This is a genomic window from Chryseobacterium sp. B21-037 (assembly GCF_028570785.1).
GTDB classification, from domain to species: domain Bacteria; phylum Bacteroidota; class Bacteroidia; order Flavobacteriales; family Weeksellaceae; genus Chryseobacterium; species Chryseobacterium proteolyticum.
This window is the reverse complement of record NZ_JALGCB010000001.1, coordinates 1,018,980-1,035,068: the sequence shown is the minus strand read 5'-3', so window position 1 is coordinate 1,035,068 and position 16,089 is coordinate 1,018,980. Positions and strand designations below refer to the sequence as shown.

Genomic DNA, 16,089 nt, shown 5'->3' with positions numbered 1-16,089 from the left:
CTTTTCTAAAATAAATTTGATGTTAAAGCACTTCACTTTGAAGTGCTTTTTTGTTTTATAAATTTTTGTTACTTTTAAATAACCGAAACATCATCATAAAACAAATAAATTATGGGAAAATTTATTATTTCTACAAGAACAAACGGGGATTATCAATTCAACCTGAAAGCAGGAAACGGCCAGGTAATCTTAACAAGCCAGGGATACAGCTCCAAATCAGGATGTGAAAACGGCATAGAATCCGTGAGAATCAATTCTAGAGACGACTCTAAATTTGAAAGAAAAACTTCTTCTAATGAAAAGTCTTATTTTAATCTAAAAGCAGGGAATGGCCAGATTATTGGAACCAGCCAGATGTATGAATCTGAAAATGGTATGGAGAACGGCATAGAATCAGTAAAAAACAACGCTCCCATTGCATCTGTTGAAGACGAAACACAGGGATAAAATATTTTAAAATAATTAAAAGAAATGTCTTATTTATTTAAGGCATTTTCTATTTTTGCACAGAATCTTTTCAAAAAAAATGACTAAAGAAGAACTTTTACACAGAGCCATAAAGATTGCTGATAAAGCGCATAAAGGGCAGACCGATAAATACCATGCACCCTATATTGCCCATGTAATGCGTGTTATGGAGTACGGAAAAACAATGGATGAAAAAATCGTAGGGGTATTGCATGATGTCGTAGAAGATCACCCTTCTGAGTTTAGTCTTGATTTTTTACGAAATGAGGGCTTTCCGGAATATATCCTGTTTGCCATTAGTTGCCTTACCAAGTTCGATCCCGAAGAGGATTATGACGATTTCATAAAACGAACCGAAAGATCTCCCCTTGCTGTAGCTGTCAAATTAAACGATCTGCGGGATAATATGGATTTACGAAGAGTAAACAGGGAACTTACTCCTAAAGACATTAAAAGATTTAATAAATACCTTAAGGCATATCATTATCTCATCGAAAAATATTAATCCGCTCCCGGGAATTCATAAGTTTTTGTATGGTGATCGGTGCCATCGATATTAATGTTCAGGGCTAAGTAAATAAAATGAAGGTTTTTGTTTCCGGTTGCATCGAATTCTCTTTGCCAGAGGTAACCACATAAAACACCGAAATATTCGTCAATCTGATAACCGAATCCACCGTAAACCCTGTTTCGGGCAAATGTAGGTTTCATAGGGCTTACAAAAAATACTTCGTCATAAGCATTGGCAAATACAGTTCCTTTTTCGATTGTTTTCGCATTAAGAGGTACGCTTACATTCAAACGGTAACGATAACGCATCCTTTGAGATGTTTTATCTGTTTTAGGTTCGTAAAACCAGCTCTTTTCCGCGCGAAGACGATTCTCAAATTTTACAATCCCTTTCTTAACGTCGATAACGTCCTGGAGCCATACCCTGAATTCCTCCCTGCTTAAGCTCTGGGATTTATAGTTCACATATCTTCCAAGGCCTATAAACGGCTTGTGGTTTTTTGTGAGATTATATCCCAGCCCTCCTTTTATTTCGTAATAATCGGGATAAGTATAATCTTCATTTCCTCGAAGCTGACCTTCTGCATACAAGAAAAATTTTGGATGAAATTTATAGGTGAGGGTTACAGCATTAAAGCTTGAAATATGCTCTTGTGCCTTTATAAATGCCATGCTACATAGCAAACTTAAACCTAAGAAAAGTTTCATCTGAAAAAATTTTTGCAAAAATAAAATTAATTAACCACTCGTTAATATTAACTTTACTTAATATTAATATTGTAGGTAAATCCTATATGAAACCATCTGTTAGGCATCTGAACACCAAAGGTTTCGGTATATTTCGTATTCGTAACATTATTAATCAGAACATAGACTGAGAAATCCTTTTTAACGAAACTAATTTTTTCGTCCAATAAATTATAGCTGCCAAGATTCACTCTGTCATTATAACGGTATACTAATTCATTAGTGAAATGTTGCAGGAAACTTGTCTCAAGTTTGGCAACCAACTGATGTTTCAGATTATCGAGAACATATCTTGAAACAAAATCATTAGACTGTTTAAATTCGGTATCCAGGTACGTATACCCCAAAGAATATTTTATCCAAGGGAATAATCTGTGATTAAATTCTATCTCAACTCCTTTCGTATCAATTTCTCCTACATTTTGAGCATACCATACAGGGTCCTCCAAGGATTTCTTTACCCAATCGATAGAATTCTTTGAACTGCGCATAAAACCACTGATTTTTGCCAGTAATATTTTATTCTGATATTGATATCCCACTTCTGATGAAACAGCATTCTCAGGCAAAAGACCAGGGTTTCCCTGCTCTGTTTTACTTATATAATACAGATCTGTAAATGTTGGCACCCTGTGTACTCTTGCCACATTCGCATAGACCTTGTTGTTTGAATCAAAATTATAACCTACATCCAGCCCTGGATAGAAGAAATTTCCTTCCTTGGAGTAATTAGCCCAGGAAATTCCGGGACTGATATTTAGTTTTTTGTCCAGCAATGAAAAGTGATGTTCAAAGAGTACCTGGGTGACAAAACGGTTTCTGTCTCCAAGGTTATTACTCACCAGAAACTCTTTTCTCAGTTCGACACCAACCCCTGTCGTTCCCAATCCCCATGTATAACTTGAATTAACTTCTCCTCCAACATTATTTCCGATATGCATGTTCCTGTACAGAGCAGGATTTTGCCTGTTATATAAATACATATCCTGTCCCCTTCTCCAATATACATTAGAATTAAGTTTCAGTTTCCCAAAAGTTTGCTGGTGGGCTAAACTGATAATGGAAGCCTGCATCTCCTCATACTGCTCTGTAGCCTTCGGTGATGAATAAAATCCATTGGCTCCGAATTTCTTTTCTGAAAAACCTGCCTGAAGCCTTATATCTCCATTTCTAATCCCTAATTTGCTCTGGTAAAACACATTCCGTATTTCATAATCCGTATTATGCATATATCCTTGGGAAGTGGATGAATTAGCTTGCAGGGAGTTGGAAAACTTTTCATTTCCCAATTGGGCATTCAACCCGAAACCATAGGTCTCATAATCTCCGCCTTCCGCACTTATTTTTACCTTTTTACCTAAAATTGTTTTGGTGATGATATTGATGACACCCGCATAGGCATTTTGGCCAAATCTACGTGCTGCTGGACCTTTAATAATTTCTATGCGCTCAACATCTTCCAGATCCACCGGAATATTTAAAGAATTGTGCCCCGTTTGTGAATCATTCATCCGAATCCCGTTTAATAGTATAAGGACCTGTTCAAATGAGCTTCCACGAAATCCTACATCACTCTGTACACCATTGGCCCCTCTTCTTCTGATATCCATTCCAGGAACCATCTGAAGAATTTCATCAATACTTTTGGCCGCAGCATTTGCGATCTCTTCTCTTGAAATTATGGTAATATTCTGATTGGCACTCTTATAGGGAGTAGCTATAAATTTTCCCTGAACTTCTATCGTTTCAATATCTGATGCTTTTTCCTGTGCTTGTCCCATTACAATAGCTCCCAGAAAAAAAACGGCTCCCAGCTTTTTCATTCCTTAATTTAAGATTTTTTTAAGATTTCCAAAATTAGACGACTTGAACAACACTTACAAATGATTATTATCATAAACTTTAATTGATATAAATAAAAAAAGATGCAGTGGACTGCATCTTGTGTGGGGAAGTAATTACCTTTTTCTCATTAAATGTGTAACAAGGTCTCTGAATAACTTTACCATTATTATATACATTTATACGCTGCAATGTTAAATAAATTTAAAATACGAAGCAATACTGCAACTTAAAAAAACATAAAAATTCATAAAATTTCTTTAACATGCTAAATAATATATTGCATCTTTCCTTCTTTGTTTAATAATTAATGCTGATGAACAGATTCATTGCTATCATTTTATAACTTATTGTTTAATACACCGCAGTAATAATATTTTATTATTGAAATAATCAATTGGTCTGTTTAAAGTATTTACATAAGTGTTTTTTTATCAAAAAAGTACCAAAGCAATGACCGGGTCAATGTTTTTATTTTGTAAATATTAACAGTCTGTTTAATAGATTTTTTGAATAGTAAAAGCGATAATTAGACGAAGAAAATCCGTTAAAAATTCGTATTTTTGTTGGTCTTAATTTTACTATGGCATCAATTACAGAAATAGATATAAAAAAGCAGGTATTTGTTAAAAATGCACATCTTAACAACCTGAAGCACATCGATGTATTAATCCCGAAAAATAAACTGATCGTTATCACAGGAGTGTCCGGAAGCGGAAAATCATCACTCGCTTTTGACACAATTTATGCGGAGGGACAAAGGAGATATGTTGAAAGCTTAAGTTCGTATGCACGACAGTTTTTAGGGAAACTGGAAAAACCAAAAGTGGATGATATTAAAGGACTCGCTCCTTCAATTGCTATCCAGCAAAAAGTTATTTCTTCCAACCCCCGTTCAACAGTCGGAACTTCCACAGAAATTTATGATTACCTTAAACTTTTATTTGCCAGAATCGGGAAAACATTTTCCCCGGTTTCAGGACAGGAGGTAAAAAAAGATTCGGTGACAGATGTCGTGGATTTTATTAAATCTTCAAAGAAGGATTCTTCTTTTCTTTTAACGGCTCCACTGGAATATGATATTGACAATTTTGCAGAGAACTTAAATGTCCTCAAGCTAGCCGGTTTTACAAGATTGGAGATTAATGATAACGTTGCGGGAATTGAAGATCTCGAAAGCTTTGGATTTACTCCTGAAAAAGGAATGGTCATTAATCTGGTGATCGACCGTTTTGCTTATGAAGAAGATGAGAGTTTTCTTCAAAGATTGGCAGACTCTATTCAGATGGCTTTCTACGAAGGTAGAGGGTATTGCTCGCTTAAAAATATTGAAACAGGAAAAGTCAGAGAGTTTTCCAATAAATTTGAGATGGACGGGATAGAATTCCTGGAGCCCAATGTCCATTTTTTTAGTTTTAATAATCCTTATGGTGCTTGTCCTACCTGTGAAGGTTATGGAAAAGTAATAGGAATCGATGAAGACCTTGTAATTCCTAACAAGACCCTTTCCGTTTATGAAGATGCTGTTGTGGCATGGAGAGGAGAAACGATGAGTGAATGGAAAAAAGCATTCATCAAAAAAGCGGGGGACTTTCCTATCCATAAGCCTTATCATCAGCTTACGAAGGAGCAAAAAAATTATTTATGGAAAGGAGATGGTAGCAGCAGTTTTCCATCGATCAATAATTTCTTCAAAATGCTTGAAGAAAATTTATACAAGATCCAATACCGTGTCATGCTTTCCCGTTATCGGGGTAAAACACTTTGTCCAACCTGTGAAGGTTTAAGGCTTCGTGAAGAAACAAGCTGGGTAAAAGTTGACGGGCATAATATCCAGTCTACGATTGAATTACCGCTTGACGAGCTCTTCCCTTTAATCAATTCTTTACAGCTTTCGGAATATGATCAGGAAGTAGCTAAAAGGCTTCTCTATGAGATCACTACCCGTCTGGAATTCCTATTAAAGGTGGGATTAGGATATCTTACCCTTAACAGAACATCCAACACGCTGTCTGGAGGAGAAAGCCAAAGGATTAACCTGGCTACCAGTTTGGGAAGTTCATTAGTAGGTTCCATCTATATTCTGGATGAACCTTCAATCGGGTTACACTCCAGGGATACTGAAAATTTAATCGGAGTTTTAAAAAATCTGCGGGATTTGGGAAATACCGTTATCGTTGTTGAACACGATGAAGATGTAATGAGAGCTGCAGACTATATTATCGATATTGGTCCTGAAGCCGGTTACCTGGGCGGTGAACTTGTTTTTGCCGGGGATTATAAAGAATTAAAAAATGCTGATACCCTTACCTCTCATTATTTAACAGGCAGACTGGAAATTAAAGTTCCTGAGAAAAGAAGGAAAGCTAAGGAATGGATCCATATTAAAGGAGCCAGACAAAATAACCTCAAAAATATTGATGTAGATGTTCCTTTGGAAAATCTGGTTGTTATTTCAGGAGTTTCCGGAAGTGGCAAATCTACACTAATGAAAGAAATTCTCACAAACGATATCCAGATACAGTTGGGAATGGGAGGAAAAAAGGGAGATTACGATACAGTGGAATTTCCTAAAAAACTGATCAAGAATATTGAACTCATCGATCAGAATCCTATCGGGAAATCTTCACGTTCAAACCCTGTTACTTATCTTAAAGCTTACGATGATATCAGAGATCTTTTTGCCAAACAAAAGATGTCTAAGATGATGGGCTATAAACCGAAACATTTCTCATTCAACGTAGATGGTGGAAGATGTGATGAGTGTAAAGGAGAAGGGGTTATTAATGTCTCTATGCAGTTTATGGCTGATATCGAGCTGGAATGTGAAACCTGTAAAGGAACCCGTTTCAAAAATGAAATTCTGGAAGTAAAGTTTGATGAGAAGAATATTTCTGATATCCTCCATATGACGGTGGATGAAGCTCTTGAGTTTTTTAAAGAAAATCATGAAGACAAAATTGTTACGAAATTAAGACCTTTGCAGGAGGTTGGTTTAGGTTATTTACAGCTTGGGCAAAGCTCTTCTACCCTTTCGGGAGGTGAAGCACAGCGTGTAAAACTTGCTTCTTTCCTGGTAAAAGGAGTAACAACGGATAAGACGTTATTTATCTTTGATGAACCCTCAACCGGACTCCATTTCCATGATATCCAAAAATTACTGAAATCTCTTCAGGCACTGATTGATCTTGGGCATTCTGTAATTGTTATAGAACATCAACCGGACATCATCAAATCTGCAGATTATATTATTGATATTGGTCCTGAAGCCGGAAAATATGGTGGTGAAGTAGTTTTTGCCGGGACACCTGAAGAACTGGCAGACAATAAAAAGTCGCATACGGCCAAATATATCAAAGAAAAATTAGAAAATTAATATGAACAGAGAGTCAAATTTGACTCTCTGTTTTTTAATCTTATTAAATGATCTTAAAGTACATTATACAAAAAGGGGCTTTCCCTGATGTATGTTGTATCTTCAATTTGTGAAATCAGAAATTCCGCCAGGTCTGCTACGCTGATATTTTCACCCTTACAATCTTCCAGATTGGTTTCCACATTGAAATGTTCATCGGTCTGAATAATTAAAGGAAGTCTTACCAATGTCCAGTCCAGATCTGTTGTCGTAAGTAATTCATATTCTGTCTGCTTGTCTTTCGTTGTTTTCGGATAGTTTTGATACATCCAGTCTGTTGCCTGTTTCACCTTTATATTTTTTTTATCAAAAGGGGTGTTAACATTCAATCCGGTAGTTACAATATATCTTTTAAGACCGTGAAAGGTCATTGCCTTTAGAATATTTCCTGTGGCATCACTGAATATAGGATCTTCACCAACCGGCTGCCCTAAAGTACTGATAACACAGCTGCAATCTTTAAGTAAAGCATGAACGGACTGATAATTTCTGGCATCCCCTTTCATAATTTCTATCAGAGAATTTTTTGATTTAAAATTCTCGGGATTTCTGAGCAAAAGTTTAATGGAATAGCCTTTTTCCAAAAGCTGACGAACAAGATATTTTCCGGATTTTCCGGTACCGCCGATCACGGCTATTGTATTTGTTTTCATAAGAATCTCTTTAATGTTATAAACTGTACACGCCGGTAATATGATATTACCATTGGTTTTGTTTTTATGTAAATATAAAAAGACAAGGAGTCCAGGAGCCTGAACCCTTATAAAGCCCGGTTATAGAATCTTACCGGTAAATACTGATGATATTTATAAAGAGATTTTAATAGGATAAATTTACTTATTTAATTTAAAACAGCAGTATAAAAATTTATAAATATCTAATTAATACGACTTTACAAAACAATTAAAGAATTATATTTGTTAAGAACCATAATGCAACTCATACAACCAAATTCAAATCATATGAAACCATTTACCGTAAACATTTCAGAGACTGTTCTTACAGATCTGAAAAACCGAATTCAAAACACCCGATGGCCCGGAGAAGCTGAAGGTTCTGACTGGCACTTCGGAACAAGCGAAAAGTACCTGAAGGAAATTACAGACTACTGGATCAATGAATACGACTGGAAAAAACATCAAGACCAGTTGAATCAATATCCCCAATATACAACTGACATTGACGGGATTCAGATTCATTTCCAGTATATAAAAGGAAAAGGAAGCAATTCCATCCCCTTATTGCTAACCCACGGCTGGCCGGATACCTTTTATCGTTTTCACAAAATAATTCCTCTGCTTACGGAGGGTGAACAAACTTTTGATCTTATTATTCCTTCCATTCCAGGGTTTGGCTTTTCTGATAAGATTGCCATTAGTAGTGAAGCCGTAGCAGATGTATGGATCAAATTAATGACGGAAACATTAGGGTATAATAAATTTTGTGCTGCGGGTGGAGACGTGGGAATGGGAGTTACCAAAGCTTTAGCTTCCAAATATCCGGATATTATGGAGGGGGTTCATTTTACGGATATCGGTTACCCTATGGGACAGGAAGATCCGAATACAATGACAGAGGAAGAAAAGCAATTTGCCCAGTTTGTACAGCGCTGGTGGTATTCCGAAGGTGCTTACGCTATGGTTCACTCTACAAAACCACAATCATTGGCTTATGCACTCAATGACTCTCCTGTAGGGTTAGCGGCATGGATCATTAGTTTTGGAAACGCCGGTGCTCCTCCTGAATTAATTGAAACAGCTTTTGGAGGACGCGATGAGTTGCTTACTAATATTATGATCTATTGGGTCACCCAGACCATCGGTACATCCATGAGAATGTATAAAGCCGATGCTATAGCACAATGGGGAGGATCTCAGCCATTGGAAAAAAACGATGTTCCTGCGGGAATTGTAGTGCTTCCCCGTGAGGCACAGTTTCCCAGAGAATGGGCAGAACGGTTTGTCAATGTTGTCTCTTTTAAAAAACTGGATAAGGGCGGCCATTTTGCAGCATTGGAAATACCCGAGGTATTTTCAGATGAATTGAGATCATTCTTTTATTCTTTGTAGCTGCGCTAAGAATTGGTTCTCAAAACACCATGATAAGGATAAAAACCTCAAATTGATTAACTCAATAAATACACTGAAAGACCGGATCACAGACCTATCCACAAAAAAATGTGGATAACTTGTGAATTTTAACATTTAATTCATGTTTTGTATTAAAATTATTCCTACATTTACTATGTAATACAACTGAAATGAAATCGTTTTTTGCTTTTTTCAGATTTGAAATTGCAATTAAATTTATAAAAATTTAAGCACAGCATTGTCGGCTGTGCTTTTTATTGTTGTCTAATTAAAAAAATGAGATGTATTTATCTACTGGATCCGCTCCTAAAGAGCGGATTCTTTTATATTATACCTCCTTACTACTCTCTTTCAAATTTTTTTAATGTTCCGTTTTCGTTTAGCTCAATTGAATAGCGTTCCCTGCTTCCGTTAATGCTTGAAGGATACCATCTTATCATATTGTTCCAGACCGAAATGGAAATATTTGTAACAGGCTTTGCTCCTTCAACGCGAGCTGTTTTTTCATTATAGATTTCTGCCGCTTTGGCAATATTTACGAAAGGAAGCTTTCTTAAGGGGACCAACCTGGTTTTAATATTATCTTTAACGGATAATTGTTCCGGGCTGGGATCAGACCATTTACCATTTTCATAACGGTAATTGTCTATGTATTCCGGGTTCTGAGGATGCTGAAGCATCAGCCTGATATTGCCGTCGTTATAAAAATAAACGGAAGAGTAGATAAAGATCTCTTTACCCATGTACTGAGGCAGCTTTTTCAGTGCTTCCTCAGCTTTGATTAATTTTTCTTCGTTGCTTAGAAAGTCTGTGCTTTTACCTTCCTGATGAGTCTGAACATGGGTTTTAGTATGTTTTTCCAAAATAGTATTGACCATATGCTGCGCTTCTTCTATCTGCCGTTCTACTGCAGGATCAAATGGGCTTTCAGGAAAAGTTTCTTCCTTTTTTACATAGGTAGAGATACTATCTTTTGGTACAGGCTTAAGGGTATCCTTAACACTCTTTGAAATCTGTTCGCAACCTGTAAAAAGAGTACTGCCTGCAATTATTATAATGATTGATTTTTTCATGGTGTTAACTAATTTGATCCAAATCAGAGGCAAATGCAACAAGGTCAGGATTTTCTTTGAGGTAAAAAATATCTATGTTTGCCTGTTTTACTATATTCAGGTCAAGAAGATTTACAATTTTTTTGAGCTCTGCCCTTCTTGTATGATTTTGGAAATCTATATATTCTACTTTAAACAGAACCATGGGCTGTTCATTGATATAGGTTCCTGTCTGTTTGGCGCTCAGTAATCTGGCTGTAGTTTTTATCCCTTTCAATTTAATAAGCGCTGCTTCACCCTTTTTTTTTCCTTCAAATACTCTTATAATCAAAGGAAATCCTACTCTATACAGCAAAAGAATGGCAGGGCAAAGAATAAGAGGATGCCAGAAAACCATAAACCTCCAACCCATTCCCATACTTTCCGTATGATAAGAGTAGATATAATACCAGGAAATAATTGCAACAAGCGCAAGCCATCCTAAGCAAATAAGAGAAATAGTCAGGATACTGATCTTCGCTTCAGTTCCTGCAAAAATAAAATAAGGTTCTCTTTTTACTTCTTTGTCAATAAGAATATCAATCTTTTTCCCGGCTTCAAATCGATGCTGCTGAGGTTTTGAATCGTTTACCGTTGTTTTCTGGACAATTTCAGTATCTACTAAATTTTTAAATAATAGTTTTAGGTCATAAGAGTTATATTTACTCTCCTCCTTTATTTTTACAGCTTCAATTATTTCGGCTTTGCGAGGGACTCCATTTTTGTTTAAATATTCAATATTCTTTTTTGCTGTAAAATTAGACAGGATCCATTTGCGAAAATACCCGGTAAGAATAATGATCCATAATATAAGAGAAACGGCTAAAATACCTAAAGCAAGCCATGGGTTTACAAGGCTGAGATCAGTAGGGTCATCCCCCTTGATGTTGTAATACAAAATCATTGGAAATGGGATTGCAAAAAACAACATATACAGTATCCAGAATATAACAATCTTTTTTTTCATATTGATATGTATTTGGAGTGACTTTAGATTTAAGGATTATTTACAAACTCAAGAATAGGATTCAGTATCTGTTCTACGTATTCATCCTCTCTCCTATTACTTCTTTTACTTCCTGAAAAGGTATCACTAATAGGATAATTTCTTAGAAACTGTTTCTTCTTTTTACCTATGGCATAAGCCCTGTCACCATATTCTGCAGTATTGATAATTGTCATTTCATCAAAAGCCATTAATCTTTTTCTTACCGACAATGGGTAAATCTTGTAAATACTGTTTGTTTTTTTATCAAACAGGAATTTTATACCGGCCCAAAAGATAAAATCATATACCGCATACAATAACATGATCCCACCAAGGCCATACAACGTATATCGGACGTTATCATTCAGCTGGGTGAAAAAGGGAACAAAACAGAATATAACAATAGCCAGAAAAGCGAATATCTTTATCTTTGGTAAATATCCGAAATAAGGTTTTATACTTAATTCAGTGGAGGTTATTTCCAGTTGATATTTATTCGATTCCATTATTTTTCTGCAATATTCATGATTTCGCTTACTTCATTAATGGCATTTTGTGGAGTTCTTGAACTAAAAAGCCCTACAACGACCGGAACTCTCTTCTCTCTGCCATTCTGATCAAATATTAAGAAAGCTGTACTGTCCATGGTGATAAAAAGATATTTTCCCACGAGTACATAAAATTGTTCAAAATCTTCAAAACGGTAAACAGCTTCTCCACTCAATATATTATTTTTATGAATGATGGTTCTGGCCTGTGTATCGATGATCAATTTTTTTGTTGTCCTCAACAAATTAACCAATGCAAAGAACACGAAAAGAACAGCTGACCAAAGCCTTATCTTATTTTCCGGAGGGATTATGTAATACAAAACAACAGCTATTACTACACATAATATTGTTCTTAGAACTGCAGTTGAGACTTTGGTTTTAAGATGAAACTGATTGCCTTCACGGATGAAATATTTATAATCGTCCATATTAATTTTCCTGCTTGTGTTAACCAATGAAATTAAATTTATCTTCAAACATTTTTCCGAATACGGGAACCGGCTTTTCTGCTCCGTTTGCGGCATTAATGATTCCCAATATCCAGAATATGGTAATAAGAAGTCCTGCGATACCTAAAAAAGATAATGCAGGTGTCACAGAAACCAGTATTCTCATTAAAATATTGAAAAGGATACTTATAATCATAAGTCCTAAAGACTGTCTTAAATGATATTTAAGTAGAGCGTCTGCATTGTCTTTTCCTGATAGATAGGCTATAATCCAGCCTATAGGAGTAATATAGGAAACGATAGATAAAGTTTTGTTGTTCATAAAAATCTGTGATTAATTATACAGCAATATTGCTAAGACAAAGATTCGTTTGAATGGCGCGTATTTCCAAACTTTATGATGCTACAAAACATCTACTTCTCTTATAAGGGTGTCTACAATATGACTACAGGAATCAAACAGCACTGGTTTCCAGCATCTTGCTATTCTATATATTCGTCCATATTTACAAACTTTTATGCGGGAATCTAACAAATTATCTTAATTTTAAGTATATGAAATCTGTATTCTACAAAATATTTTTATGGACCTGTTTAGGAATAAGCTGTCATGTTTTTCCTCAGGGTGTGTATACCGACAGTCTTCAATCGGCAATTAATAAACCGGCCACTGAGGAAAAAGAAAAGCCCTTTTTATTAAATCAACTTGCAGAAGCTTACAGAATAAACAGAAACTATTCTGCTGCCGAAAATAAGGCAAGGCAGAGTGCCCGTATCGCCTTAAGGAATAAGAATTACCTTGAAGCAACAAAAGCTTATACACTTCTCACAGTTATAAAAGCCAATGATCAGCAAATAGCCTCTTTAAAAAAGATAAGTGATTCGGCTTTAATGATTGCCCAACAATCTAAAAATCCTCAGGCAATGGCTTCCGCATATTATGCAAAAGTGTTCTTGTATAAAACTTTGGATGACCACGAAAAAAGGATAAAATATTGTCAGCTCGGGTTAAAAGAGCTGGAAAAATCACCGGACCCTTATATTGCAGCCTGTTTTTATTATCAGCTTTATGCTTCATATTCAACATGGAATAATGTACCCCAAGTCAATAACTATGCGCACAAAACAGTTGAAAATGCAAAAAAAACAAAAAATTATAATCTTCTCAGTAATGCGTATGCAGCCTTATCCGTTGCCCACGAATATAATTACAATTCTTCCAAAGAAAAAAAAGGACTGGACAGTGTTCTCTTTTATTTAAGAAAGTCTGAAGATCTTTATCTGAAATATCCAACAAGAGTATCCAGATATACCTATGCCATCACTTGTAACAATATTGCCAATGTATATTTAAAATATTTTCCAGCCAATGATAAAGATGCAGAAAAAAAAGCCATTTATTATGCTGAGACAGCGGGGAATATATTAAAAGATAATCCTAATGCTTCAGAAGTTAAAGCCAGTAGCTTTGGGATATTAAGTGAATATGCCAAAAGAGATGGTAATACTCTTTTAGAAGAAAAGTATCTATTAGAAGCTTATCATCTGATGAAAGCCGATAAAGCCCCATACTATTATACTTTAATCAATATTACCCAGGCTTTGTCTAACTTTTATAAAAATCAGGGCAATTTTGAAAAAGCTTTGGATTTTCAGGCGGAAGTAACCGAATACAGCGATAAGAATTTTAATCAGCAGCAAGCCCTTAATGCACAGAAGCTTGAGATACAATTTGAAACAGAAAAAAAGAATAATGAAGTGAAAATACTCAAAGAAAGGGAGGAAAGCCGTAAACTTCAAAACTATTTATATGTTTGCATTGCTATCGCTTCATTACTTGGACTCCTTTTTATGTTTCGTTCCTACCATTTCAAACTGCGTCTTTCCTTAGAACGGGAGAAACAACTTGAATTCGAAAAACACGAATCTGAAATGCAGGTAAAACTGGAGAAGGAAGAACAGGCAAGATTAAGGGCAGAACAACAACTGCTGGAAGCCCAGCAGCAGCAACTCCAAAAAGAAGCAATGGCCAACGTCCTTCAGCTGGAACATAAAAACCGCATGTTGCATAGCATCAAAGATAAACTTGCCGATGACAGCTCTCTGAATATGCAGAAGATTATGAAAGAAGAGCTCGTTCTTGATAATGATTTTGAAGATGCAAAACTCCAGATCCAGAGAGTTCACCCCGATTTCTTTAACCTCATCAACGAAAAAGCCCATAAAAAGCTTACCCTTCTTGATATGAAGCTTTGTGCTTACCTTTATCTTAAAATGGATAACCGCCAGATTTCCCAATTGATGCATATCGAGCCTAAAAGTGTAAGAATGAGCCGCTACAGGATCAAACAAAAATTAGGACTGGACAAAGAGGAAGATCTTAATCTTTTCCTTCAGAAATTAGGTAATTAGAGGGTTGGATATTTTTTAAATATTCCTATTTTTAGAAATCAAATTTAAACCATGAAAAAAATTTCCATTGGTATTTTTCTTTTGGCCGGTAGCATTTTTGCGTCAGCCCAATTACAAAATCCCGGCTTTGAAAAAACAGAAAACAACTATCCTTCGGATTGGAGCCATAAAGTCCTCGACCCATATGAGATGAAATATGATGGTGAGGTTAAACACTCCGGTAACGGCTCATTACAAATCTTCGGTAAACAGGATCATGTTAATGAATTACAAACTTTCTCTCAAAAAGTAAAGATTCCTGGAAAAGGATTAAGAAAAGTTGAAATCGGTGCTTTTATAAAATCAGCAAATATCCTGGGTAATATTTCTCTGTGGGCACAGGTTTGGGATGGAAAGAATACTATGGTTGATTTCGGAAATTCTTTTTCCCAAAACCGTAAAATAGTCCAAAATGAAGATTGGAAAAAGTACACCCTGGAATTTATACTTAATGATCAGGCAGACTACTTTGTATTGGGTGGCTTTTTAAAAGGAAGTGGTAAAGTTTGGTTTGATGATTTTTCTGTCACGGAAATCCCATTTTCCGATAAGGAAGCTTCGAAGACCGCTTTGAAGTATATCAATCAATTTAAAAACATCGTAAAGAAAAATTCGATTTTTAAAGATAAAATAGACTGGAGTTCACTTGATAATAACCTTCAGAAACTTTCAGGAGGTATGGTAACAGAGGAAGTTACAGCTCCTGCTATTCAACATATTATAAAAGTGTTGCGGGCTGCAGGAGATAATCATTCTTTCGTGGACAACAAACAATATGCTGAAGAAAAAAAGAGTACCAAAAGTTCTCCTATTGAACCTGCATATAAATTATTGGACCAAAAGATCGGTTATATTATGGTCCCCGCATTTTCATCTCTTAACAAAGAAGTAGGTAATGCTTTTGCTGAAAAAATACAGGGTATGATTAAAAAGCTTGATTCAGAAAACACCCTGAAAGGCTGGATTGTGGATCTCAGATCCAATACCGGAGGCAATATGTATCCCATGATAACGGGATTAGGCCCCTTAACAGGAGAGGGAGCTTTGGGTTATTTTACAAAAGATGGAAAAAGCAAAAGTGCCTGGAAATACAAGGATGGCAGTATGTATAGTGTTTCTGTTTCAAAACCCTATACGCTACATGATCAGAACCCTAAAATAGCAGTCTTAATAGGACCTATGACAGCCAGTAGTGGTGAGGCGACCACTATTTCCTTTATCGGAAAAAAGAATGTTAAAACCTTTGGTCAGCCTTCTGCAGGACTTACCAGTGCAAATCAGGGATACGAACTGAGTGATGGAAGAACACTTTACCTTGCGGTTTCCTACGAAATGGACCGGACAGGAAAGGAATACAAGGAAGGCATACAACCGGACATTATGATTACTCCTTCAGAGGATAAAAATGTTGATGCCGTTCTACAAAAAGCTACCGAGTGGATCATGGAATAAATATTAAAGCTCCGGATTTACCGGAGCTTTATCTC

14 protein-coding genes are annotated in these 16,089 nt (G+C 35.9%); 6 read left to right on the top strand and 8 right to left on the bottom strand.

Going from position 1 to position 16,089, the window contains the following annotated elements; genetic code table 11:
• The first annotated feature begins 111 nt into the window (after positions 1–111).
• Positions 112–447 (top strand): YegP family protein, encoded by a 336-nt coding sequence (locus MTQ00_RS04380; RefSeq protein ID WP_273647878.1) that lies wholly within the window; start codon positions 112–114, stop codon positions 445–447.
• Between the two features lie 79 nt (positions 448–526).
• Entirely contained in the window at positions 527–973 is a 447-nt protein-coding gene (locus tag MTQ00_RS04375) for a phosphohydrolase (protein ID WP_172283136.1), read from the top strand.
• Here MTQ00_RS04375 and MTQ00_RS04370 read toward each other — a convergent pair.
• A complete protein-coding gene (locus MTQ00_RS04370) occupies positions 970–1,686 on the bottom strand; it encodes a DUF2490 domain-containing protein (protein ID WP_172283137.1) in 717 nt (238 codons plus the stop codon). The two genes, MTQ00_RS04375 and MTQ00_RS04370, sit on opposite strands and share 4 nt — an antisense overlap.
• A 53-nt stretch (positions 1,687–1,739) precedes the next feature.
• Positions 1,740–3,548 (bottom strand): TonB-dependent receptor plug domain-containing protein, encoded by a 1,809-nt coding sequence (locus MTQ00_RS04365; protein ID WP_273647877.1) that lies wholly within the window; start codon positions 3,546–3,548, stop codon positions 1,740–1,742.
• Positions 3,549–4,150: 602 nt separating this feature from the next.
• On the opposite strand from MTQ00_RS04365, the gene uvrA reads away from it, so the two are divergent.
• A complete protein-coding gene (uvrA, locus tag MTQ00_RS04360; RefSeq protein ID WP_273647876.1) occupies positions 4,151–6,943 on the top strand; it encodes an excinuclease ABC subunit UvrA in 2,793 nt (930 codons plus the stop codon).
• 53 nt (positions 6,944–6,996) lie between these two features.
• Here the strand turns inward: uvrA and MTQ00_RS04355 are convergent, their stop codons facing one another.
• A complete protein-coding gene (locus tag MTQ00_RS04355) occupies positions 6,997–7,635 on the bottom strand; it encodes an NAD(P)-dependent oxidoreductase (RefSeq protein WP_273647875.1) in 639 nt (212 codons plus the stop codon).
• Positions 7,636–7,944: 309 nt separating this feature from the next.
• Here MTQ00_RS04355 and MTQ00_RS04350 point away from each other — a divergent pair, with 309 nt between their 5' ends.
• The gene (locus MTQ00_RS04350) at positions 7,945–9,051 is read left to right on the top strand and encodes an epoxide hydrolase family protein (RefSeq protein ID WP_273647874.1); all 1,107 of its coding nucleotides are present in this window, start codon (positions 7,945–7,947) and stop codon (positions 9,049–9,051) included.
• Positions 9,052–9,413: 362 nt separating this feature from the next.
• On the opposite strand, the gene MTQ00_RS04345 is transcribed toward MTQ00_RS04350, so the two are convergent.
• The 5 genes from MTQ00_RS04345 to MTQ00_RS04325 are packed head-to-tail and all read right to left on the bottom strand — an operon-like array spanning position 9,414 to position 12,473.
• Entirely contained in the window at positions 9,414–10,145 is a 732-nt protein-coding gene (locus tag MTQ00_RS04345) for a hypothetical protein (RefSeq protein WP_172283145.1), read from the bottom strand.
• A gap of 4 nt (positions 10,146–10,149) precedes the next feature.
• A complete protein-coding gene (locus tag MTQ00_RS04340; protein ID WP_273647873.1) occupies positions 10,150–11,130 on the bottom strand; it encodes a hypothetical protein in 981 nt (326 codons plus the stop codon).
• Positions 11,131–11,159: 29 nt separating this feature from the next.
• Complete coding sequence (locus MTQ00_RS04335) at positions 11,160–11,657, bottom strand: hypothetical protein (RefSeq protein WP_273647872.1); 498 nt, start codon at positions 11,655–11,657, stop codon at positions 11,160–11,162.
• Complete coding sequence (locus tag MTQ00_RS04330; protein WP_273647871.1) at positions 11,657–12,130, bottom strand: hypothetical protein; 474 nt, start codon at positions 12,128–12,130, stop codon at positions 11,657–11,659. The genes MTQ00_RS04335 and MTQ00_RS04330 overlap by 1 nt, the downstream gene beginning before the upstream one ends.
• A 19-nt stretch (positions 12,131–12,149) precedes the next feature.
• On the bottom strand, positions 12,150–12,473 hold the full coding sequence (locus tag MTQ00_RS04325) for a DUF4870 domain-containing protein (RefSeq protein WP_172283152.1): 324 nt from the start codon (positions 12,471–12,473) through the stop codon (positions 12,150–12,152).
• Between the two features lie 233 nt (positions 12,474–12,706).
• On the opposite strand from MTQ00_RS04325, the gene MTQ00_RS04320 reads away from it, so the two are divergent.
• Together MTQ00_RS04320 and MTQ00_RS04315 are read left to right on the top strand one after the other, a co-directional pair.
• Positions 12,707–14,563 carry a helix-turn-helix transcriptional regulator gene (locus MTQ00_RS04320; RefSeq protein ID WP_273647870.1) on the top strand — a complete coding sequence of 619 codons (1,857 nt, stop codon included), beginning with the start codon at positions 12,707–12,709 and terminating at the stop codon, positions 14,561–14,563.
• Between the two features lie 51 nt (positions 14,564–14,614).
• A complete protein-coding gene (locus MTQ00_RS04315) occupies positions 14,615–16,054 on the top strand; it encodes a S41 family peptidase (protein WP_273647869.1) in 1,440 nt (479 codons plus the stop codon).
• The last annotated feature ends 35 nt before the right edge of the window (positions 16,055–16,089 follow it).